Source organism: Colwellia echini (genome assembly GCF_002843355.2).
GTDB classification, from domain to species: Bacteria; Pseudomonadota; Gammaproteobacteria; order Enterobacterales; family Alteromonadaceae; genus Colwellia; species Colwellia echini.
Genome location: NZ_PJAI02000008.1, coordinates 1 through 24,051 on the forward strand (window position 1 = coordinate 1; position 24,051 = coordinate 24,051).

General features: G+C 37.7%; 19 protein-coding genes. 13 read left to right on the top strand and 6 right to left on the bottom strand.

The window, feature by feature from the left end; all coding sequences use genetic code 11:
• The first annotated feature begins 136 nt into the window (after positions 1-136).
• Positions 137-859, top strand: coding sequence for a DUF1775 domain-containing protein (locus tag CWS31_RS08545; protein WP_170252824.1), 723 nt, complete (start codon positions 137-139; stop codon positions 857-859).
• Between the two features lie 9 nt (positions 860-868).
• Positions 869-1,084 (top strand): hypothetical protein, encoded by a 216-nt coding sequence (locus tag CWS31_RS08550; protein ID WP_101345757.1) that lies wholly within the window; start codon positions 869-871, stop codon positions 1,082-1,084.
• 182 nt (positions 1,085-1,266) lie between these two features.
• Here the strand turns inward: CWS31_RS08550 and CWS31_RS08555 are convergent, their stop codons facing one another.
• Positions 1,267-2,790, bottom strand: a complete 1,524-nt coding sequence (locus CWS31_RS08555; protein ID WP_101345758.1) for a YifB family Mg chelatase-like AAA ATPase — start codon at positions 2,788-2,790, stop codon at positions 1,267-1,269.
• Positions 2,791-3,333: 543 nt separating this feature from the next.
• Between CWS31_RS08555 and ilvG the strand changes: the two genes are divergently transcribed.
• The 5 genes from ilvG (at position 3,334) to ilvA (ending at position 10,136) form a co-directional block, all read left to right on the top strand.
• Positions 3,334-4,998, top strand: coding sequence for an acetolactate synthase 2 catalytic subunit (gene ilvG / locus CWS31_RS08560; protein ID WP_101345759.1), 1,665 nt, complete (start codon positions 3,334-3,336; stop codon positions 4,996-4,998).
• Between the two features lies 1 nt (position 4,999).
• Positions 5,000-5,275 (top strand): acetolactate synthase 2 small subunit, encoded by a 276-nt coding sequence (gene ilvM, locus CWS31_RS08565; protein WP_101345760.1) that lies wholly within the window; start codon positions 5,000-5,002, stop codon positions 5,273-5,275.
• Positions 5,276-5,386: 111 nt separating this feature from the next.
• Positions 5,387-6,313, top strand: coding sequence for a branched-chain amino acid transaminase (locus CWS31_RS08570; protein ID WP_101345761.1), 927 nt, complete (start codon positions 5,387-5,389; stop codon positions 6,311-6,313).
• A gap of 237 nt (positions 6,314-6,550) precedes the next feature.
• On the top strand, positions 6,551-8,410 hold the full coding sequence (gene ilvD, locus CWS31_RS08575; protein ID WP_101345762.1) for a dihydroxy-acid dehydratase: 1,860 nt from the start codon (positions 6,551-6,553) through the stop codon (positions 8,408-8,410).
• A 166-nt stretch (positions 8,411-8,576) separates the two neighbouring features.
• Complete coding sequence (gene ilvA, locus CWS31_RS08580; RefSeq protein WP_101345763.1) at positions 8,577-10,136, top strand: threonine ammonia-lyase, biosynthetic; 1,560 nt, start codon at positions 8,577-8,579, stop codon at positions 10,134-10,136.
• A 138-nt stretch (positions 10,137-10,274) separates the two neighbouring features.
• On the opposite strand, the gene CWS31_RS08585 is transcribed toward ilvA, so the two are convergent.
• Together CWS31_RS08585 and CWS31_RS08590 are read right to left on the bottom strand one after the other, a co-directional pair.
• Positions 10,275-10,694 carry a hypothetical protein gene (locus CWS31_RS08585; protein ID WP_101345764.1) on the bottom strand — a complete coding sequence of 140 codons (420 nt, stop codon included), beginning with the start codon at positions 10,692-10,694 and terminating at the stop codon, positions 10,275-10,277.
• Positions 10,695-11,118: 424 nt separating this feature from the next.
• On the bottom strand, positions 11,119-11,742 hold the full coding sequence (locus CWS31_RS08590) for a PEP-CTERM sorting domain-containing protein (RefSeq protein ID WP_101345765.1): 624 nt from the start codon (positions 11,740-11,742) through the stop codon (positions 11,119-11,121).
• Between the two features lie 534 nt (positions 11,743-12,276).
• Between CWS31_RS08590 and CWS31_RS08595 the strand changes: the two genes are divergently transcribed.
• The 4 genes from CWS31_RS08595 to CWS31_RS08610 all read left to right on the top strand — a co-directional run bounded on the left by CWS31_RS08595 (position 12,277) and on the right by CWS31_RS08610 (position 18,459).
• The gene (locus tag CWS31_RS08595) at positions 12,277-12,732 is read left to right on the top strand and encodes a CopL family metal-binding regulatory protein (RefSeq protein WP_101345766.1); all 456 of its coding nucleotides are present in this window, start codon (positions 12,277-12,279) and stop codon (positions 12,730-12,732) included.
• A 206-nt stretch (positions 12,733-12,938) separates the two neighbouring features.
• Positions 12,939-14,540 carry an efflux RND transporter periplasmic adaptor subunit gene (locus CWS31_RS08600; protein ID WP_101345767.1) on the top strand — a complete coding sequence of 534 codons (1,602 nt, stop codon included), beginning with the start codon at positions 12,939-12,941 and terminating at the stop codon, positions 14,538-14,540.
• Entirely contained in the window at positions 14,540-17,680 is a 3,141-nt protein-coding gene (locus CWS31_RS08605; protein WP_101345768.1) for an efflux RND transporter permease subunit, read from the top strand. Before CWS31_RS08600 ends, CWS31_RS08605 begins: the two co-directional genes overlap by 1 nt.
• A 128-nt stretch (positions 17,681-17,808) precedes the next feature.
• Entirely contained in the window at positions 17,809-18,459 is a 651-nt protein-coding gene (locus tag CWS31_RS08610; protein ID WP_101345769.1) for a hypothetical protein, read from the top strand.
• A gap of 5 nt (positions 18,460-18,464) precedes the next feature.
• Here CWS31_RS08610 and CWS31_RS08615 read toward each other — a convergent pair whose 3' ends face one another.
• Complete coding sequence (locus CWS31_RS08615; RefSeq protein ID WP_101345770.1) at positions 18,465-18,971, bottom strand: hotdog fold domain-containing protein; 507 nt, start codon at positions 18,969-18,971, stop codon at positions 18,465-18,467.
• Positions 18,972-19,371: 400 nt separating this feature from the next.
• Between CWS31_RS08615 and CWS31_RS08620 the strand changes: the two genes are divergently transcribed.
• On the top strand, positions 19,372-20,130 hold the full coding sequence (locus tag CWS31_RS08620) for a glucosaminidase domain-containing protein (protein WP_246143445.1): 759 nt from the start codon (positions 19,372-19,374) through the stop codon (positions 20,128-20,130).
• Positions 20,131-20,275: 145 nt separating this feature from the next.
• Positions 20,276-20,752, top strand: coding sequence for a hypothetical protein (locus CWS31_RS08625; protein WP_101345771.1), 477 nt, complete (start codon positions 20,276-20,278; stop codon positions 20,750-20,752).
• Between the two features lie 237 nt (positions 20,753-20,989).
• Here CWS31_RS08625 and CWS31_RS08630 read toward each other — a convergent pair whose 3' ends face one another.
• Positions 20,990-23,155 (bottom strand): putative bifunctional diguanylate cyclase/phosphodiesterase, encoded by a 2,166-nt coding sequence (locus CWS31_RS08630; RefSeq protein WP_101344821.1) that lies wholly within the window; start codon positions 23,153-23,155, stop codon positions 20,990-20,992.
• A gap of 295 nt (positions 23,156-23,450) precedes the next feature.
• Positions 23,451-23,891, bottom strand: coding sequence for a hypothetical protein (locus CWS31_RS08635; protein ID WP_101344822.1), 441 nt, complete (start codon positions 23,889-23,891; stop codon positions 23,451-23,453).
• Positions 23,892-24,051 lie beyond the last annotated feature (160 nt).

A 24,051-nucleotide genomic window follows, 5' to 3' on the forward strand; every position in this document is an offset into this window, starting at 1 on the left:
TTTTAAACCTTTTAATTCTCGCTGAGTGGGAAAGAACTTAATCAATTTGGTATAAATAACTGCGACAATTTGCCACATTTTCTTTTTATTAATGATCCTTATAATAACGCCCAGTTTACAATTAAAAGGAAATAATATGAAAAATGCATTAAAAACAAGTTTATTAGCAAGTTCATGTATGGTTGCTGCCGCAGCTCAAGCACATGTTAGCATCGCTTCTGGTCCTCACTTTGTTAATAAATCAAGTATTATAGAATTAAGCATTCCTCATGGATGTACCGATGAAGTTTCTGGCTCTGAAGATACAGTACGTATTGTCGCTAAAGTACCATCAAGTATTACCTCTGTTTATGCCATTGATGCAGTGTTTGGTCAAGCAACAGTAGTTGCTATGGAAGGTGAGCATAGCTATAACGAAATAACTTGGGTAAAAGCAGCGGGTACAGAGCGCGATAGCGATACACAATATTACAAGGTCAGTTTTCGAGGTAAATTACCTGACGCAGCCTTTAGTACCGTATTTATTCCAACGACACAATATTGTATTAATGATAGCGAGCAAGAAATTTCTGTTAGCTGGGATGTAGAATCTGGTGGTCATGATCATAGCAGTAGTACAGAAGGTAACCCTGCACCATCATTAATGGTAATGCCAGCTCGTTCACCTGGATGGAATCAATATACTACTGGCACAGATCAGCATTTGCATGACATGAGTATATTTAATGACGCTGAAATTGTTTGGTGGGATGATGCCGCTTATAGCAGTAACACTGTTACTCAAGAATTAATTGAAGCAGAAGGCAAATCAACGTTAAGTGAAATTCACGATAACGCTAGTTTTTGGGTGAAATATTAAGGAGCAATAATGAAATATATTCTACTTATTATAGCTACATTAACTTTAACAGCCTGTAATGAAAATAATAGTGCGAATACAGAAGCTGAAGATCAATCTGAAATAGTGCAGGAAGAAACAGCATTAGAAACCGCTGGATTAATACCTCCAGGCACAACGCTTACTTTATTGGCGCCTAGTTCAGACCAACTGCCAAAAGCGCTATTTGCACCTCAATTAAATTAATAGTAAAAAGATAATGGCTGTTTATTTATTGAAACAGCCATTTTTACTGCGTTATCGCCTCTTAGACACCATTAACCTTGTCGTTTTCACGTCTAACAGAAAATAAAATAGGCCTCACTTATTCAGCTAAATGAAAAACCTTTATCTCATGGTTAAATAATAAGGCAGTATTTATCCTAGAATTAACAAGTCACTGCACTCGTTAAATGTCGAAGTAATCTATCCATTGCGCGGTAAGATAACGCTTCGACTATATGTTTGTGTGATATGTCTTTCACTTCTTCCATATCAGCCAGTGTTCTGGCGATTTTTAATATTTTATGATGCGCTCGTGTTGATAAGCCAAGTTTCTCAACAGCCAACTCTAAAAACTCATTATCTTCTGTACTCAACGCACAAAATTGTTTTAATTCACTACTTCCAATATGCGCGTTTGACTTACCTTGACGTTGTAATTGAATAGCACGACATGCTCGTACCCGTTTTTGCACGGTAGCGCTCGTTTCATTGGTTTCACTTGTTTCAGCCCAAGTACCGCGTGGTAGTCTTGCAACTTCTATTTGAATATCAATACGATCAAGAAATGGACCTGATAAACGGCTTAAATAGCGCAGTACTTGTTCAGGAGTGCTACGATTGTCATTATAAAAACCTGTGGGGCTTGGGTTCATCGCCGCGATTAATTGAAAACGCGCAGGAAAACACTGTTTTTGCATCGCCCGTGAAATAGTGACTTCACCGGACTCCATCGGCTCTCGTAATACGTCTAATACCTTTCTTTCAAATTCGGGTAGTTCATCAAGAAAAAGTACACCGTTATGCGCTAGTGTGATTTCGCCTGGTTTTGGTTGACTGCCGCCACCGACTAACGCTGCTGAAGAAGCCGTATGATGTGGCGCGCGAAAAGGGCGAGTAAACCATGATTTACGACTAATATCTTGGTTACTTATTGATTGTATCGCTGCAACTTGTAATGCCTCCTCTTCGGTCATAGCTGGTAAAATACCGGCTAAACGACTTGCTAACATAGTCTTTCCAGTACCAGGCGGGCCGATGAAAAGTAAATTATGGCCACCGCTTGCTGTTATCTCTAATGCACGTTTAGCTAATGGTTGCCCCATTACATCGCTAATATCTAAAACTTTTTCAACAGTTTCTTCAATCAATATTTGCTCAGTCACCAAAGGCAAAAGCTGTTGTCCTGCAAAATGGGCAAATAACTGCGTTAAGTGATTAATACCATGAATTTTTGCGTCTTTAACCCAACTCGCTTGTTCAATATTTTCCATCGGAATAATCAAAGTTCGATCATTTTGACAACTGGCAATAGCTACCGGTATTTCACCCACAATGGCGCGTAACTCACCCGATAAAGCTAGTTCTCCTGCGAACTCATATTTTGATAAATCAACTGCTGGTAATTGCCCTGATGCAGCAAGAATTCCTACCGCTATAGGCAAGTCAAAACGTCCGCCTTCTTTAGGTAAATCTGCGGGGGCCAAATTTATTGTGATTCTTTTTGCTGGGAACTCGTAACCACAGTTAATAATAGCGCTACGAACCCGATCTTTTGATTCTTTCACTGAAGTCTCAGGAAGTCCGACAATGTTAAAAGCAGGAAGACCATTGGCAAGATGTACTTCAACAGTTACAAGAGGAGATTCAAGACCGATTCTAGCCCTGCTATATATACAAGAAAGTGACATAAAAATTCCATTTTAATGATTCCTAGTTTCAGTATAGTTCAAATATCTTTAATTGGTTTTATTAGCCCTTGTCGATTGCTGTATAAAAAAGCTATAATAAAAAAACTTGCATACCGCATTAGCGCTATGATACTTATTAACTAGAAAATTTAACTAGAAAATTGATTTACGTAGATATAGCTCAGTAATAATATCCGTAATAATAGATACACGTAAATAGTGTTATCAACCCATCAATTAATAAGTGATATTATAATCAAGTGATGCTGAACGGATTATCGGCAACTTAAAAAATACAGAAAAGAAACGAAATGCAACTATTCAGCACAATTATTGTAAACCTTCTCGTCGTGGTGATTATTAGATCATCTCGAGGGTTTTGTTGAACTAAAATAAGCATTCAATCAAATAACAAACCCTCGCTTCGCAAGAACCGAGGGTTTTCGTTTTAGCACTTTTGAGTTAATTATCTATTAAAACAAGAGTTACTAAATAAAATATTAAAAAATACAGAAATTAACACGATAAAAAATTGGAATCATCATGACCGAGAGTAAAACGCTAACAGGCGGCGCACTATTATTTGAAGTACTACAAGAACATGGCGTAAAGCATGTGTTTGGTTACCCTGGTGGCGCCATCATGCCAATTTATGATGCGTTATACGACAGTGAAGTAAAACATTTCTTATGTCGCCATGAACAAGGTGCTGCGTTTTCTGCTGTCGGTTATGCTCGTGCTGCTGATACGGTTGGTGTTTGTTTAGCAACATCAGGTCCTGGTGCTACTAACTTAATTACCGGTCTTGCTGATGCACTAGCTGATTCAATTCCTGTTGTGGCAATTACTGGTCAAGTTCCTACTGCTGCTATGGGTAGCGATGCTTTCCAAGAAATCGATATTTTTGGTTTATCTCTTGCTTGTACTAAGCATTCTTTCCAAGTAACCGATATTGATGATTTAGAAAAAGTATTATACCAAGCATTTGAAATCGCATTAGAAGGTCGTCAAGGTCCTGTACTTGTAGATATTCCAAAAGATATTCAGTTAGCTGAAGTTACAACACGTTTTGACAAACTTTCTCATTTAGAAAACAAAGTTAAATTACCATTAGCTGATATAGGTAATGCTGTTGAGTTATTAACAAGCGCTAAGCAACCTATTTTATACGTAGGTGGTGGTGTTGGTATGGCTAATGCTATTGATGAAGTACGTGCTTTCGCTAATATAACAGGCATTCCATGTGTTTCAACGTTAAAAGGTTTAGGTGCTATTAACCCTGATAACGTAAATTATCTAGGCATGCTAGGTATGCATGGCACAAAAGCCGCAAATATGGCCGTACAAGAAAGTGATTTATTAGTAGTTGTTGGTGCTCGTTTTGATGACCGAGTAACAGGTAAACTTGATGAGTTTGCTCCACACGCCAAAGTTATCCATTTCGATATCGATACTGCTGAGATAAACAAACGTCGCAAAGCTGATGTTGCAATTTTAGGTGACCTAAAAGCCAACTTACCACAATTATCTACCACGCTAGAAATCACAGCATGGCAAGAAAAAATACAATTAAGTAAAGCTGCTTGTGCATGGCGTTACGATCACCCAGGTGACAACATTTATGCACCTGCAGTATTAAATACTATTAGCAACCTAATGCCAGCCAATACCTGTGTAACTACTGATGTTGGTCAACATCAAATGTGGGCTGCACAGCACATGGATTTTGACGATCCAAGTAACTTTTTAACCAGTGGCGGCATGGGTACTATGGGCTTTGGTTTACCTGCAGCAATTGGCGCACAAATTTCACGCCCTCATGACACTGTAATCACCGTTTCAGGTGATGGTTCAATCATGATGAACGTACAAGAATTAGCAACAATTAAACGTTACCAAATTCCTGTGAAAATCGTGTTAATTGATAACGCAAAATTAGGTATGGTTCGCCAATGGCAAGACCTATTCTTTGATGGTCGATTAAGTGAAACCGATTTATCTGACAATCCTGATTTCCTTATGTTAGCAAGATCATTTGATATTAAAGCAAAACTTATCAGTAAGAAAAGCGAAGTAGACGCTGCAGTAAACGAAATGTTAGATCATGATGGCCCTTATTTCTTACAAGTAAAAATTGATGCTGCAGAAAATGTTTGGCCATTAGTTCCGCCAAATACAGCAAACGACCAAATGATGGAGAGTGTTTAAGATGAAACCTACCACACTAAATAACTACAAATTAATCATTATGGTTGATGACAGACAAGTAGTATTAGAAAGAATTCTACAGGTTACTCGATACCGCGGTTTTTTAATCAACGGTATGCACGCTGAAGTAAATACAGGTAATAATGTTGGTACTATTACTCTGAGTGTTAGTAGCGAACGTCCTATTAGTTTATTAGTTGATCAAATCAACAAGCTAATCGATATCAAAGGTGTTGAAGTCGACAATAGTGCCGATTTAGCTGCTGCAGCAATTTAACGCAATATATTCATTTAATAAAATTCGTTTTTTAATAACTACTTATGGCTTGACCTATACCTCGAGCCATTAGTTATTACAGAACAACACATTTAAGATTTAGGAACGAAGATGGCAAAAGTAAACGCAGAATTAATTTGGTTTAACGGTGAGTTAATGCCGTGGCAAAACGCAACAGTTCATGTAATGAGCCACGCTCTACATTATGGCTCTTCAGTATTTGAAGGTATTCGTGCTTACGAAACGCACAAAGGTACTTGTATTTTTCGTTTAGAAGAACACATTGAACGTCTTTTTAATTCAGCAAAAATTTACCGCATGAACATTCCTTACACGCCTGAAGAAATTTCTCAAGCTTGTAAAGATGCTGTTGTTAAAAATGGTTTAAAGTCTGCTTACTTACGTCCATTATTTTTCTTAGGCGATATAGGTATGGGTTTACGCCCACCTACTGATGCTGTTGCTGATGCTATGATCGCAGCCTTTAGCTGGGAAGCTTACTTAGGTGCTGAAGCGATTGAAGACGGTGTTAACGTGGGTGTTTCAAGTTGGAATCGTTTAGCGCCAAACACTATGCCTACGGCGGCAAAAGCAGGCGGTAACTACTTATCTTCACAATTAATTTCTACTGAAGCGGCTCGTCATGGTTACACTGAAGGTATCGCATTAGACGTTAATAACATGGTAAGTGAAGGCGCTGGTCAAAACTTATTTTTAGTACGTAAAGGTGTAATTTACACGCCACCAAGTTCAGCTTCTATTTTAACTGGCTTAACACGTGACGTAGTAATGACTTTAGCTGCTGATTTAGGTTATGAAGTTCGTGAAGAAACAATTGCGCGTGATGCATTATACGTTGCTGATGAATTCTTTATGACTGGTACCGCAACAGAAATCGTGCCTGTTAAAACGGTTGACGGTTTACCTGTAGGAACAGGTTCACGTGGCCCGGTAACTAAAGCACTTCAAGAAGCTTTCTTTGGTATTTTCGACGGTACTACTGAAGATAAGTGGGGCTGGTTAGAGTCTGTAGAATAGGCTCTATCTGCTGTAAAAAACGAGTAAAAGCAGTACATTCATTACCTTGATAAGTGTTGTATGTACTGCTTAAATGAAAACTATATTTAAATAACCTGAATTCGGGTAAACAAAATGCTACAACAGGTTAAATAGTGTTTCATTTTTAAAGTTATTTTGAACTTGTGATAAGCGATTAGCAATAATTTTAAAAATGAATGTACTTCTCCTCACACCTTTAACATGGATACAAACATCATGCCTAAATTAAGATCAGCTACTTCTACTCAAGGCCGTAACATGGCAGGTGCTCGTGCCCTATGGCGCGCAACGGGCATGACAGACGGCGATTTTGGAAAACCTATTGTCGCCGTAGTTAACTCTTTTACTCAGTTTGTTCCTGGTCATGTACATTTAAAAGATATGGGACAATTAGTAGCAGGCGCTATTGAAGAAGCGGGTGGTGTTGCCAAAGAATTTAATACCATAGCCGTTGATGATGGCATTGCTATGGGTCACTCAGGGATGCTTTACAGCTTACCATCACGTGATTTAATTGCTGACTCTGTTGAATACATGGTAAATGCTCATTGTGCTGATGCTATGGTTTGTATCTCAAACTGTGACAAAATCACCCCTGGTATGATGATGGCTGCAATGCGCCTTAACATCCCAGTTATTTTTGTATCAGGTGGCCCAATGGAAGCGGGTAAAACAACGCTTTCAAACCAAATCATTAAACTTGATTTAGTTGATGCGATGATTAAAGGCGCAGACTCTACAGTTAGTGATGAAGACAGCGATAAAATCGAACGCTCTGCATGTCCAACCTGTGGCTCATGTTCTGGTATGTTCACTGCTAACTCAATGAACTGTTTAGCTGAAGCACTTGGCCTTGCCTTACCAGGTAACGGTTCAATGTTAGCAACTCACGCTGACCGAAAAAACTTATTTTTAAATGCTGGTAAACAAATTGTCGAATTAACAAAACGTTATTATCAACAGAATGATGAATCTGCATTACCACGTAATATTGCCTGTAAAGATGCCTTACATAATGCAATGTGTTTAGACATTGCGATGGGTGGTTCTACCAACACTATCTTGCATTTACTTGCTATCGCGCAAGAAGCTGAAATTGATTACACCATGGACGATATGGATAAGTTATCACGCCTTGTTCCGCAATTATGTAAAGTAGCGCCGTCTACGCCTGAATATCATATGGAAGATGTGCATCGTGCTGGCGGTGTTATCTCTATTTTAGGTGAGTTATCGCGCGCGGGTTTATTACATACCAACGTACCGAATGTTTTAGGTACCACATTAGCCGACGTAATTGCTAAATATGACATCACCTTAACTGACGATGAAGACGTTAAAAAATTCTACCGTGCAGGCCCTGCAGGTATTCGTACCACTAAAGCATTCAGCCAAGATTGCCGTTGGGATACATTAGACGATGACCGTGCAAACGGTTGTATTCGTAGTATTGATAACGCATTCTCACTAGAAGGTGGTTTAGCGGTACTTTCAGGTAACATTGCCCTTGATGGCTGTGTAGTTAAAACTGCTGGTGTAGATGACGATAATCTAACTTTTACTGGTCCTGCACATATTTTTGAAAGCCAAGACGACGCAGTAGCGGGTATTCTTGACGGCAAAGTTGTTGCTGGTGAAGTAGTAGTTATTCGCTATGAAGGCCCTAAAGGTGGTCCAGGTATGCAAGAAATGCTATACCCAACCACTTACTTAAAATCTATGCACTTAGGTAAAGCCTGTGCATTACTTACCGATGGTCGCTTCTCTGGTGGTACGTCTGGTTTATCAATTGGTCACGTTTCACCAGAAGCAGCTGACGGCGGAACAATCGCATTAGTTGAACAAGGCGATATCATTCATATCGATATTCCTACACGTGAAATTACCTTACAAGTAAGCGAAGAAATTTTAGCTGAACGTAAAGCCGCGATGGAGGCTAAAGGTAAAGATGCTTGGAAACCAGCTGATCGTGTTCGTCCAATTAGTTACGCCTTAAAAAACTATGCAATGTTAGCAACAAGTGCCGACAAAGGTGCTGTACGTAACCGTGCATTACTTGATGGTTTAGTAGATTAGTCACTCTTAGTAACAGCGCTACAGACATGATGATATATTAAAATATTAACTCATGCTCAATGATAAATATTAAACCTAAACAGACGTATGTTCGTATGACTGTTTAGGTTTTCTAATTTTTATCATCTCATTTTTATCTTACTTTTAAAATTCAAGGTTGAATTAAATGGACACGCAGGATCAAGCATTATTGGCACAGCAAGCAGAGCAACTAGCATACCTTAGGCGTATTTTGCTAGCGCCAGTGTACGATGTAGCCGTTGAAACTGAGCTGACACATTGCACTAAACTATCAACACGTTTAAATAATCAAATTTACTTGAAACGTGAAGATCAGCAACCAGTACACTCATTTAAATTACGTGGCGCTTATAATAAGCTTAACAGCTTAACCGAAGAGCAATGTATTCATGGTGTTATTGCTGCATCGGCGGGTAATCACGCACAAGGCTTAGCTTTGGCGGCTAACAAACTAGGCATTAAAGCGACTATTGTTATGCCTAAAACAACTCCTGACATAAAAGTAGATAATGTTAGGCGTTTTGGTGGTGAAGTACGCCTCGTTGGTAATAGTTTTAACGAAGCACAAGCTGCTTCTATTGAATATGCCGCCGCAGAAAAGAAAACGATTATTCACCCTTTTGATGATGTTGATGTTATTGCTGGTCAAGGTACTGTTGCTAAAGAATTATTACAGCAACTACCAAAAGTTGATGTTGTTTTCATTCCGGTAGGCGGCGGTGGTTTACTCGCAGGTATGGCTGTTTATATCAAACAATTACGACCAAACGTAAAAATTATTGGTGTTGAAGCCGAAGATTCAGCCTGCTTAAAAGCTGCTTTGGCTGCTGGCAAACCTGTAGACCTTGAACAAGTAGGTTTATTTGCTGACGGTGTTGCAGTTAAACGTATAGGCACACATACGTTTGATTTAATTCAACGTTATTGCGATGAAGTTATTACGGTAACAACCGATGAAATATGTGCATCCATTAAAGATATTTTTGAGCAAACCCGTGTTATTGCAGAGCCTGCAGGAGCCCTCTCTTTAGCGGGTTTACAAAAATACTGCCAAACCAGTAAAGGTAACGAAGCCTTAACTGCCGTTTTATCTGGTGCAAATATGAATTTTCATACGTTACGCTATGTATCTGAACGATGTGAGTTAGGTGAGAAGAAAGAAGCTATTTTAGCGGTAACTATCCCTGAAGAAAAAGGTAGCTTTAAACGTTTTTGCCAAACAATAGGTAACCGTGCCATTACCGAGTTCAATTACCGCTATACAGGTAAAGCTAGCGCTGAAGTATTTGTTGGTGTACGTTTAGGTGGTAATGTTGATGAACGTGAGCAGTTAATGCAAAATTTACGCGACGCTAATTATCAAGCCATAGACTTTACTGATAATGAATTAGCTAAATTGCATGTTCGTTACATGATTGGTGGTAAAAACCCACAAAGTGCTGAAGAAAATCAAAATGAACGTTTGTTTAGTTTTGAATTTCCTGAGCACCCAGGCGCATTAGAAAAATTCTTAGCGGCAATGGGCGAACATTGGAATATCACTCTATTTCATTACCGTAACCATGGTGCAGCATTTGGCCAAGTACTAACAGGTTTTAACCTTGATAACAGTCAACAAGACGAGTTTTTCAAACATCTTGATGACCTAGGTTATCATTGGCAAGAAGAGACTAAAAACTTGGCTTATCAAGCCTTTTTGAATTAATAGCAATCTCATTAAATATCTGATTTCTGAGAAAGCCAAAAGCCAATTACGTGAATATCTAGGGACTCCTAGATAATTACGTCATTGGCTTTTTTCATTATCTATTTACTTTTATAAATCACGCATTAGATCTAATAATTATTCTGTAGGCATAGCATCTACTTTCTTTAACGATCGTAAAAATAACCCTAAACCGCCAATTGCTAGTACTAAAATAACAATTAAATCAAACGATGACATGGTTCTAAAGGTAAATCGTATAGACGATATCACCCCAAAAATTAAACCCGTTATAGAGCCTAGTGCTAATACCCAACCAAGAATATTTTTACCATTATAAAAAATAAGTCCTATACCGAACATAAAGGGAATCATCACCATGCCACTAGTTAGGTTATAATTTCCGCCCATCGCTGAAAAACCATAAAGGCGCATACCCATACCAAAGCTAGAGCTTACAGTAATGGCATTAAGTAGCATGTAAAAGCCACCGCACATCATGATTAATCCAACAAAAAACTGCCCTAAACCACCTGATGTACCACCTGCACCACGCATAAAATCCCTTATTTATATTTATTCTTAGATTAAAGTTCATGGTAACTGAGGTAAAGTGTAAATGGCAAGCTAACTAATACCATACAATAAATAACCTGAGTTCGGGGTAAGCAAAATGCTACAACAGCCTTAATTACCCGTATTACTTCGTTATGAAAGCTCCCAATAACCCGTTATTGGCTTCGCTTTCCTGCCTTGTACTACGAATAATTAAAACTATTGTAAAGGTAAAATCCTAAGTGATTGATATTATTATTCTACTCACTTTCATTATCCCGAACTCAGGTTAAATAGATAGAGAGCTCAGGTGGTGCTTCTACGCTAAGAGGGATTGTCAAATTACAGGGATAAAAAAACACCAATCATTACAATTGGTGTTTAAAAGTATTGGTATGGCTAAAAATAGGGATTGAATCGATTAAGATTATCTCTTAAATTTACGTGCCGCTAAACCAATCATTGCTAATGCAAAAATAGCCAGAGTTGACGGTGTAGGAACAGGTACTGTTTTAACTGAAGCTGCATAAGTAATATTATCAAATACAGTATTCTTTAAATTACTAACAAAATTTACAGTTGAAAAGGTAGAGCCATCATCAGATGCTATACCAAAAAATCCGCCAGAAGCACCTGTGGGTTGTGAGCTTACGCCATTAAGTGCTACGACAACAGCCTCATTGTATATTTTAGTAGAATAAGAATTAAAATCGAAACCAAAGGCAGCGATTGGGCTGTTAAACGAAAAATCAAGTGTATTGTTATATGCTAAAAGATATTTATTATCCATATTATCATACGCTCCACCACAATCAACATTAGTATTACATTGGTGCATCTTTCCTGAGGCTTTAAAGTCATTAGAACTGAAAATCCCCGTGAAACCCGTATTCTTTATCGAAGATAAAGTGTCGATACTTTCCCCGTTTAAATAGTTTTCAAACGTTGCTCTATCATTAAAGGCAATTAGTCCTGCCTGAGCAATATTAACTGCACAGCTCACAGACAAGATTAAACCGGCTAATGCGGCATTAAAATATTTACATTTCATATACATCCTCTTTACCCCGACTCCGAAATTTTGACGGCTAATTCAAAAAAGCTAATTTATTAGCCTAACACCTATACTTAAAGCAAAAATCATTCCGAAAATTAAATTTCGTTGAATTTCAATCAAATATAACTTATTCATAAATCAATCAAAATAATTATGTAAAGTAATCTGACAAAAAACTGCAGCTAAGCTGTTAATTTAATTACACATTATTAACAATTGACAGGCTTCGCCTAACAACAAACCATTAACAAATAACTTATGCTGTAATTCTTACTACTGTAATAATAGATAATTTGATTAAAAATAACCGTTATATCCGTTAACAAGCAATAGTCGGTTTTATAGTGTTTGAGCGATGTGCTTAACGTGTTTTAAATTCTCACTAAAATCCTACACTTTGAATGATAACAGGTATAGGTGCCATAAGTATCATTGCTTTCTTCTTTTCAACGGTGCTAGAATCAAAGAGTTCTTTACGCTATGTATTAATATTAACTTTAATATCAACTCAATGGTTAAGTGCTACTTGTGCCTACTTTTATAAATAAAACATTATTGCTGTCATTGCTTTGTTTGATCTTCATTGGTCAATCAACAGCATCAATGTCTATGTTTTATAGCATGACGAGTAAAATGGTAAGTTTGCAAATGGCTAAACAGTCGTTACAACAGAGTGCAGCGCAAAATACCAATAGTATGGCTAACATGCCAAATTGCCATCATGATAAAATAGCTGCAGAGTCAACCTCTTTGAATGTTGATAGCTTTGAGACTGATTCATTTGACGGTAATAAATCTGGAACTGAAAGTTGTTGCGCCCAAGAGTGTGACTGTTTAACAACCGGCTGTGCAACCGCTGCCGCATTTATAGCTAGCATCAACCACGCACCAGCACATACTACCCCAAATAAGATTCTTTCTTTTAAAAGTTTAATATCAAGTAATACTATTACCTCCCTTTATAGACCGCCAATTCTGAGCTAATCACAGCCTCATTGCGTCTAAAATTTCACTTTCTACACTAATCATTACGATTTTCAAAGTCACTTAGCCAATGTCGCTTTTCACTCTTTTTAAATATGGATTAACTGTAACCTCATATTATATTTCATATTAGATATCAAACAATTAAAGAAGCGCTTAAGAATCTATCATCTATTTTCAATTATGATAAAGCGTGGAGAAGTAAGATGAACACTAGCAACAATACCAGCAGCCCTACAGGAAAACCTCACGTTAAATCATCAATAGCTTTAGTGATTGGGTTAGTTACTGCATTAATTATAGGGATCACTTTAGGAGTGGTACTCTCTTTAAACTCGACAATATTTTCCCATATTACGCCGATAACTAGCACTGATACTGGTTCGCATAGCAATAAAAAAACTGAAGAAAATAAGCCGCTGTATTGGGTAGCACCAATGGATGCAAATTACAGACGTGATCAACCTGGTCAATCGCCTATGGGTATGGACTTAATACCTTATTACGGAAACCAAAGTAATGGCGGTAACTCTCAAGATGAAGGGGCGGGCACCATTAAGGTATCACCGAATGTAATTAATAATTTGGGGGTTAGAACCGCTACAGCCACCTATGGCGAACTTAATACCTTAATAGAAACTGTTGGTTACGTTACTTTTGATGAAGATAAACTGTCTCAAGTTCACCCCCGTATTGAAGGCTGGATTGAAAAAATGCACGTCAATGCCATTGGCGACCCGGTAAAAAAAGGTCAGCCGCTTTATGATATTTACTCGCCTGAATTAGTTAATGCCCAAGAAGAACTGCTAATAGCTTTAGATAGCGATATCAGCCGTTTAATTTCTTCCGCTGAAAATCGGCTTATTGCACTTCAAATACCTCAAAAAATGATTGATGGGATTAAGAAAAATAAAAAGGCTAAGCAAAGCGTAACTTTTTACGCACCACAATCTGGCGTTATTGATAGTTTAACCATCAGAGAAGGCCTTTATGTAACGCCTGCAACCATGTTGTTATCCATAGTCGACTTATCACAAGTATGGGTCAAAGCAGAGATTTTTGAGCAAGACGTCACTCGAGTTAATATGGGCGATAACGCCACCATGCAATTAGATTTTTTACCTGCAAAACAATGGCAAGGTAAAGTTGCCCATATTCACCCTATGCTCAATGCAAAAACCAGAACAGGCATTGCTAGATTACATTTTGACAATTCAAAAGGTCTATTAAAACCCAACATGTTTGCCAATATCGCCATTGAAGTTAATAACAGTGAACCTGTTTTACAAGTGCCAAGAGAAGCAGTTATACGTACTGGTGCACAAGACCGAGTGGTATTAGCGCTAGGCGACGGTTACTTTAAATCAGTTGCAGTACAAATTGGCCGTTCTGATCGTCATCACATTGAAATTATCTCTGGTCTTTCTGAAGGCGAGAAAGTTGTCAGCTCGGCACAATTTTTACTCGACTCTGAATCAAGTAAAAGCTCAGATTTCAAACGTATGGATGCTGAGCAGAATATTCACACCAGTATTAGTTCAAATGACACAAGCACTAATAAAAAAGCTTCTTCTGCTACGGTACACGGCACTGTCACCTCAGTAATGCCCGCACACCGTATGGTTACTATCGACCGCGAAGCAATTGAAAAGTGGAATAGAGAGCCAGCCACGGTAGACTTCATCGTTAGCGAAACTGTTGATATGTCGTTATTTACTGTTGATGCCTATTTAATGTTTACCTTTGAAGTAAGCGACGGCGAATTCATTATTATTAGCGCTATGCCTATGACTCAAGGAGCACACTAATGATTGCTGCCATTATTCGCTGGTCGGTAGGCAATCGTTTCTTTGTCATACTCGCCACCATGATTTTAGTCGGTGTTGGGCTGTATTCAGTTAAAAATACGCCTATTGATGCACTACCTGATTTATCTGATGTACAAGTTATTATCAAAACCAGTTATCCCGGACAAGCGCCACAAGTCGTTGAAGATCAGGTAACTTACCCGCTAACCACGGCTATGTTATCGGTACCTGGCGCGGTAACCGTTCGTGGCTTCTCTTTTTTTGGTGATTCTTACGTTTATGTTATTTTCGAAGAAGATACCGACCTTTATTGGGCTCGTTCACGTGTATTAGAGTATTTAAGTCAAGTGTCGCCGAATTTACCTAGTGAGGCTAAGCCGCAATTAGGGCCTGATGCTACTGGTGTGGGCTGGGTTTATCTTTACGCTTTAATCGATAAAACGGGGCAACATGATTTAAGCCAATTACGTAGCTTACAAGATTGGTTTTTAAAATATGAATTACAAACCGTAAAAGGTGTTTCAGAAGTTACCGCGCTTGGCGGCATGGTCAAACAATACCAAATACAAGTAAGCCCTGACAAATTGCGCGCTTATGGTATTCCTTTATCACTCATTCAAACGGCTATCAAACAAGGTAACCAAGAGATTGGCGCTTCGGTTGTTGAAATGGCTGAAGCCGAATATATGGTGCGCACTACCGGTTATATAAAAGGCATACCTGATCTTGAAAACATACCACTTGGCGTGAGTGAAAATGGCACACCACTTTTACTAAAAGATGTTGCTGAAATAAATACCGGCCCACAAATGCGTCGCGGCATAGCCGAGCTTAATGGTGAAGGTGAAACCGTTGGTGGCATAGTTGTTATGCGCTATGGCGAAAATGCACAGCAAGTGATTAATCGTGTAAAAGCAAAGCTTGAGCAACTGAAAAAAGGCTTACCTGACGGCGTAGAAATTATCACCGTTTATGACAGATCAGCCTTAATTGAGCGTGCGGTTAGTAACTTAGCCATGAAACTGTTAGAAGAATTTGGTGTAGTCGCCTTAGTCTGCATTATTTTTCTATTTCATTTACGATCTTCTTTAGTCGTAATTATTAGTATTCCTGTCGGTATTCTAACTGCGTTTATAGTCATGCATGCCCAAGGTTTAAATGCCAATATCATGTCACTTGGCGGTATTGCTATCGCCATTGGTGCAATGGTTGATGGCGCTATTGTCATGATTGAAAACATGCATAAACACATGGAGAAGTTACCCGAAAATCAGCCCATATCTAATGAAGAACGTTGGCAAATTGTGATAAATTCTGCCAGTGAAGTTGGCCCTGCATTATTTTTTAGCTTATTTATAATCACCGTTAGTTTTGTACCTGTGTTTACTCTTGAGGCACAAGAAGGCCGGATGTTTGCGCCACTGGCTTACACTAAGACTTATGCCATGGCAGCAGCTGCCGCCTTAGCAATAACTTTAGTACCAGTATTAATGGGCTATTTCATTCGCGGCAAAGTACTCGCGGAGCATAAAAACCCAGTAAATAAATTTTTAACAGCTTTGTATATGCCTGTACTTAAGGCCGTATTACGCTTTCCTAAAATTACTTTAACCGCTGCGATTATGATATTTATTGTCGGTTTATATCCGTTAGATAAAATAGGTAGTGAGTTTATACCGCCGCTTGATGAAGGTGACTTAATGTATATGCCTACCACCTATCCTGGAATTTCTATTGGTCAAGCAAGGCAATTACTACAACAAACCGATAAGCTTATTAAAACCGTACCTGAAGTGAAAACTGTTTTTGGCAAAGTTGGTCGTGCAGAAACTGCCACCGATCCCGCGCCCTTAAATATGATAGAAACATTTATTCAGTTCAAACCTAAAAGTGAATGGCGCGAAGGGGTTACGCCTGCCAGTTTGCAAAAAGAATTAGATGATTTGGTTAAATTACCGGGTGTAACTAATGCTTGGGTAATGCCGATAAAAACCCGTATTGATATGCTCGCTACGGGAATAAAAACACCCGTGGGTATTAAAATATCAGGTCCTAAACTCGATACTATTCAACAAATTGGCCAACAACTTGAGAGTATTTTAGTTAACGTAGCTGGCACTGCTTCAGTTTACTCTGAGCGAGTTTCTGGAGGACGTTATATCAAAGTAGATATTCAACGCCAACAAGCTGCACGCTATGGCTTAAATATTAATGATATTCAACAAGTAGTTGCCACTGCAATCGGTGGTATGAACGTAACTAATACTGTTGAGGGTTTAGAGCGTTATCCCGTTAATTTACGCTACCCGCAAGATTACCGTGATTCGCCAGAGCAACTTGCACAATTACCTATAGTAACGCCTAACGGCCAGCGAATATCGTTAAGTGATGTTGCTAATATATTTATTGAAGATGGTCCTCCGGGTATTAAATCAGAAAATGCACGCCTAACGGGTTGGACTTATGTTGATTTAATTGAAAATGAAGATGTTGGTAGTTATGTTGCTTTGGCAAAAACAGTACTCGATAAAGAGTTAATACTGCCTACTGGTTATTCTATTACTTGGGCTGGTCAGTATGAATACATGCAGCGCGCCAAAGCTAAACTCACTTATGTTATCCCGTTAACCTTGGCGATCATCATTGTATTACTGTACTTAAACTTTCGTAATGTGATTGAAGTCGCGATGATTTTAGGCACCCTGCCACTGGCAATGGTTGGTAGTATTTGGTTAATGTATCTAGAGGGGTTTAATTTTTCAGTGGCGGTGGGCGTTGGTTTTATTGCCCTGGCGGGTGTCGCCGTTGAAATTGGGGTGATTATGTTGGTTTACCTAAATAAAGCCTATAATGATCTGTTAGCTGATAATGCCGCACAAGATAAACTAATAACCAAAGCAGATGTTTTAAAAGCGGTGTTACATGGCGCAGGCTTAAGAATTAGACCCATAATGATGACCGGAGGCACCGTTATCGTTGGTTTAATACCTATTTTATATGGTACTGGCACAGGTTCAGAAGTAATGAGTAGAATTGCAGCACCTATGGTTGGCGGTATGGCTAGCGCTATGTTGCTTACTTTACTGGTTTTACCCGCACTGTATTATTTATGGCGTTCAGCTAAATATCCATGTGATTAATTCATATAAGTTACACTGTCGATGTTTAACGTAGATTATACGTAAATATTGGCAGTGTAATCTCGTAATATATTTCTTTATAATGCGCTTATTCGCACAAAAGGTTTAATTACTTATTCAGGATATAAATGCACTTTTTCAATAGAACATCATTTAGAACATTATTTAAAACATTAATGAGCAGCTTAGTAAGCTTATTACTATTAACTGCAGTTCCTGCGAGTGCAGAAAATGGACTTGAACCACTCGATAAGTACCAATGGACTTACGACACAGACCCTTATGGTAGCGAAGCGATAATTAATGAAAAGCTCATTCGGCATTCGGGTATTTGGATTAAATTTAAACGAGCACCGCGTATTAATGATACCCGTAATACATGGGTGGAATTAATTCACAAAATTCCTGCGGCAACTTTAGCTGGCATCTCTAAAATACGGTTAACTTATCAATGTGAAATACCACTTATCGTAAGATTATCACAACAGAACTATGGTAAGAATGTTGATAAAGGTGGCAATAATATTTCCCCTAAATTTCAGTTCGAATTACCTGCGACCAAACAATGGGTAACTAAAGAAATTGATTTAAGTGAATTTTCACTACCTGTAGCAAAACACTCAAATATTGATATTGCGAATACAGAATTAACTTCAGTATTAGCTCCTGAGGAGATTGATGCTATTTATTTAATACCAAGCTTTACAGATAAAGACGGTGGTGAAGCGATTATTCAAGTACGTTCGATTGAGCTATTACCTTCTGAAAAATTACCTTAACGCTTTTATTTACTTGGTTTTTCAGATATCCAAAGCTTAATGTGTCCTTTAACAACCACCACATCATTTTCATCATACGCGGTAATGTTAACTAACATATCGCCAGGCAACCAATCTTCTGAATTTACTTGGGCAACACAGCGAATATCGCTCCCCGCTTTCGCGGTGTAATCCACAGTCATACCTTTTGGAATCCAGCGTAAGTTTTTGGGGATAGACGCTTCAGCCATAACGCCCATCGCCATTTCTAAACCATTACAAATAGCAATAACATGTACGGTTTTTATATGATTAAAAACCTTTTTTCTTTTTTTGATTAAACACGTACATTGATTCGGCTCTAGCTCTGTAATTTTAGGGCTAATGGTTGCAAAATAAGGCGCTACGCGACTAACCATTATTGAAAAAACACCCTTTCCAAAAGGATACTTTTCAAGCTTACGATAAAGTGAAAGAGTTTTATTCTTTACCCCTGAGTTACCTTCTTTAGTTGTAATACTACTTTTATTCATCATTCAATTACCCCTCTAATATCGCCTCTTTAGATTGACCTTTCTAAACTTAAAGAAAGAAATAATAACGCGAAAAAGCAATTCCTCTTAAGATTAATCTATCATTAAAAATTGAAAGCTGAACAAATTTAAGAGTAACAGCATCAATGTATTTAACCAGAACTCTGGATCATGAATTTTATAAGCAAATGAAAATTAGAGCATAAACTTATCTTTCACACAATAATGACTGTTTATTCGTTATCAAGGTGCTTTTATATAATCAATAGCTGCTATTAATAGTAAAGTTGAAAACGAGTAAAATAGCTTTGCTGTATAACATTGTTTATCCTGTTGTTTTTTCCACAAAACCCCCTACAATTTAGCTTACACCCCATTTATATATCTTCGGAATTTCTTAGTGACCTTAATCTCAGAGCAAGAACCTACAAAACAGAAAAACACACATAAAAGAAAAATCATTATCGCAGTTGTGTTACTGCTAATTATTGCTGCAGTTATCTTCACTACTAATTATAAAGCAAAAAAAGAACAAGAAGCCGAGCTTCCTAAAATGACGGTACAAGAGAAGAAAGCACGCTTTAAGTCGTTAATTGTTCCTGCTGTTGACCATGTATATTCCCAGTTAATGGTACGCTATGAAAAAATCAAAGCTAAAATTGATGCTGGTGAAAGTGATGCAGAAATTGAAGCGCTAAAAACAGAATATAAAGCAACATCAAATGACGAGTTATTAATGGCCTTGAAGCCGCACCCAAAAAGCATTGCTATCGCACAAGCCGCTATGGAAAGTTCATGGGCGACCTCAAGATTTTTTAGAGTAGCAAATAATATATTTGGTGTTTGGTCTTTCGATGAAGATGAGCCAAGAGTCGCCGCCTTACAAAAGCGTGGAGACAAAACCATTTGGGTAAAAGAATACGACTCGATTGAGGCTGCGGTATATGATTATTACCGAACTATGGGGCGCAGTCATGCGTTTGTAGAGTTTAGAGAAACAAGAATGACCACAGACGATCCGTTTATCTTAGTTACCAAATTAGATCGCTACTCTGAAAAAGGCAGCTTATATGGCGAAGAACTAACATCAATCATCAAATTCAATAAGTTCCACCTATATGACGATGAAGACGCGGCTGGTGAAACTGGTGATGATTAACCTGTTCAGCCACTGACTTTTTTTAATTACTAAACAAGTTAAACGCAAAAATTTATGCCTCCTTTACGTTTCTTTACTTATAAAACGTTATCATGAGCACTTCTGATTGTTCTTTTAATGTTAAATACGCTTACTCGGTAAAAATATGCTATTAAAAAAACCTTTGATTATGTTGTTATTAAGTCTTGTTGCTATTACTGGATGCAGTAGTAAACACGATATGAAAATAACCGAAGTGTTTCGACCAAACATTCTTGAAAATGATGCGAAAATGTTTACCTTCTCAATAATTTTTGTCAATCCGGATAAATCAGCAAGTAGTGGCAAACAAGAAACGCCTAAAAAAGACAAAGGAGAAGGAAGAGGCCGTAGCGGTAAAAAGAAAGGTGAAGGTCAAGGCAAGAAAGGAGGTTCAAGCAAAAAAGATAATATAGAAGATTTAATGGCTGAAGAATTAGAAATTCGCTTATTAGATAAGCTCGAAGACAATAACTACTGTCGCACCGGTTATTTTGAACTTGATCGCACTTTCAATAAATCAATTTTCACCTTGCACGGTGAATGTAATGAAAGTGCTACCCTTTCAGATCGTAATAAGTTTCCCAGTAAAACTAGTCGATAAAAAGTGATTTTATAACTATCGATTAGTTATTTAACCTGAGTTCGGGATAATGAAATTGTAAAGTATAAAAATATCAACTACTTGTATTCACGTATCTACAATAGTTTTAATTATTCGTAGTACAAGGCGGGAAAGCGAAGCCAATAACGGGTTATTGGGAGCTATCAAAACGCAGTAATACGGATAATTAAGGCTGTTGTAGCATTTTGCTTATCCCTAATTCAGGTTATTTAATAATTATCGATAGTTATTCGCCATTAAGTATTCCCAAGGGTTTTTCTTTTTCCATTCTTTTAACCATGATAAAAATTTTTCTGCTGGCATAGGTTTAGCAATGCCATATCCTTGCGCTAAATGACAACCTAACGCCAATAATTGCTCACCATGTGCAGTTGTTTCAACACCTTCCGCGATAATCCTGCGATCGAACACATTCGCCAAGCCAATAATACCTTGCACAATAGCTTTGTCATCCGGGTCAATCAACATATCTCGAATAAAAGACTGATCAATTTTAAGAAACTCTGTCGGTAAACGCTTTAAATAAGACAGCGAGGAATAGCCAGTACCAAAGTCATCAATAGAAAACTTAATACCTAAATCATGACACTCTAGAATAATTTTAGTGACTTGCTCTATATCTTTCAAAGCACTAGTTTCTAATATCTCAAACTCGATACTACCGGCTTTAAAATTTGGAAATTTTTTTAAAATACCTTTTAAACGCTTCACAAAATCGAAGCTTTGTAGTTGCTGCGGACTAATATTTACACTAACAGGAATATCAATACCCTCCTCTGACCAAGTAAATAACTGTGTTAATGCTTTTTCTATAACCCATTCACCCACGTTAATATCTAGAATATCTTGTTCGATAACAGGTAAAAAAGCTACTGGTGGCAAAATACCTTGCTCTGGATGATCCCAACGAATAAGCGCTTCTACACCAATTACCTGATTAGTTTTTATATTTATTTTAGGTTGATAAAACAGCACAAATTCATCGTTATTTAGTGCTAAACGAATATGTTCCAGCTCTTCGTGTTGATGTTTTTCAGCCACATCTTTAGCAACATCAAAAATATGAAAACAATTTTTACCCGAGTTTTTAGCAATATACATAGCTTGATCAGCATGGCGTATTAGTTGATCTGAATTACTGTTATCTTGCGGGTAAATTGTAACGCCAATACTTGCCGAGACTTGTATCGCTTTATTTTTTAACATTAAAGTTTGCGAGACCGAATCGAGAATTCGCGTTAAAATAATGGCGCATTCATCTGGGCTATGTAACTCATCTAATATCATTACAAACTCATCACCACCAAAACGGGCGAGAGTGTCACATGAACGCATAGAATGTTGAAATTGTTCAGCGATACTACACAATAATTCGTCGCCAAAACTATGTCCGTAGGTATCGTTTATTTCTTTAAATCGGTCAAGATCAATAAAAGCAATAGCGAAACTATTATGCTTACGGTTACTACGCTCAATGGTTTGTTGCATTCTGTCAGCGAGTAGATTTCTGTTAGGCAAACCTGTTAACGCATCGTAATTGGCATTACGCTCAAGTTTTATATTAACCTGCTCTAATTCTCTATTCGATTTTTTTAGAATGCGTTGTATCGACTTTTCTTCACTAATATCTTGAAAAATACCGGTAAGCTTAATAGCTTTTCCGTCTTTCATAGTGGCGGTACAAGTCGCCCTTACATCAATTAATTTACCCTTAGTAGTGTAAGTCGACAATTCTAAATCATAGCCCTTACCCTCTGTTATTGCAGCTTCTATTGCTTCGCTAATAATGCGCTTTGAATCAGGTAAAAAGTAATCAATTACCGTATCAACGCAAGGGTCAAATTCTTCAGGCGATGTTTCATGAATACGATAAGTTTCTGTTGTCCAGAATAAGTCGCCTGTTGGAATATCTAATTGCCAACCGCCTACTTTCGCAATGCGCTGTGATTCATCAAGTAACTGACTTGTAGTAATTAATTTTTGTTCGTCAATTTTTCGTAAGGTAATTTCACGATGAAAACCAACCATTCGTTTAGGAGAGTTATCCGCATATCTTTCTATCGTTTTACCCGCAATTAACACCCAAACATAGTTTCCAAGTTTGTGCTGCATTCTCACCGCAACTTCATAGAGTTCAGCGTCGCCCTCTAAGTGGCTTGTTAATCTTTCATGGGCTTTAGATAAGTCTTCAGGGTGAATAAAATGAAACCAAGTTTCAAACTGAATAGGTTGTAATTCATTTAATTCATAGCCGATTATCTCAGCCATACGATCACTAAAAAAAACGGTTCCGGCTTTAATATCCCAGTCCCAAATGCCCATTTCAGCGGCATTAACAACCGATTCAAACCTTTCTAGATTATATTTTTCAGATACTTGCATAGAGTGAATCTTTTAACCCAGGCGTTAAGAATAGTTGCATATTGATTTTAGCGACCAAAATTTTTAGCCGTATTTGATGAAGTGAAAGTATCATATTTCTTAATCAAACGCTTAATTATTGAGTTTATAATTTGAGGTACGTTTAATATTAGCTTGTAAATCAACATATACCAATAAAATTTGCACTCAATCGATAGTTACCACCAGACAAAGTTACAATAAATATAGGTATAAATTTTTAGACGATTAAATGAGATTTTAACGATGACCTGCTCATTTAACCGTCAATATTCTGTTAGTTAGCGGTAGTAGTATAAAACTCACTAATATATTGCCCACCTTTAATTTTAGCAACCAGTCGTAATTTATAACTATCGCCTTGATTAGCAACTAGCTCCCCCAAAGGTGTGTTGTTTCGCCAGTAATATGGACTTTTTTTCATACCTAACGGATAAGCCGTCATTTTGTCGTTTTCATCAACTAAGAATAATGTAGCTGTATCTAACGGGAAAGTTGAATTAATTTCAGTTACTCCGCCTTGATCGGAAACATTAATTTGAAACTCACCCGAGCTGAGTACACAGTCATTTTGAGAAACATCGCAATTACCCTCTGCAACTAGCTGGATCAACTTCACTTGCGCGGCTTCGTTTTCACTATATAAATCAGCTAAGCCAAAACCAGCAATAGCGAGAATAGGCGCAACCAAAAAGGCTATTTTTAAGTGTTTATTCATAGAATTATCTTATTTAACTTAAAGTTATTATCTTGATTCATTAGAGCAAATTACCCTAGAAAAAGAAAGGCTAGCCGACTTTAAATGAGTCGCCTAGCCTTTTAATTTTACGGTAAATACTTACGTTTACGATTATTAAATATTAATAACCCATTACTCC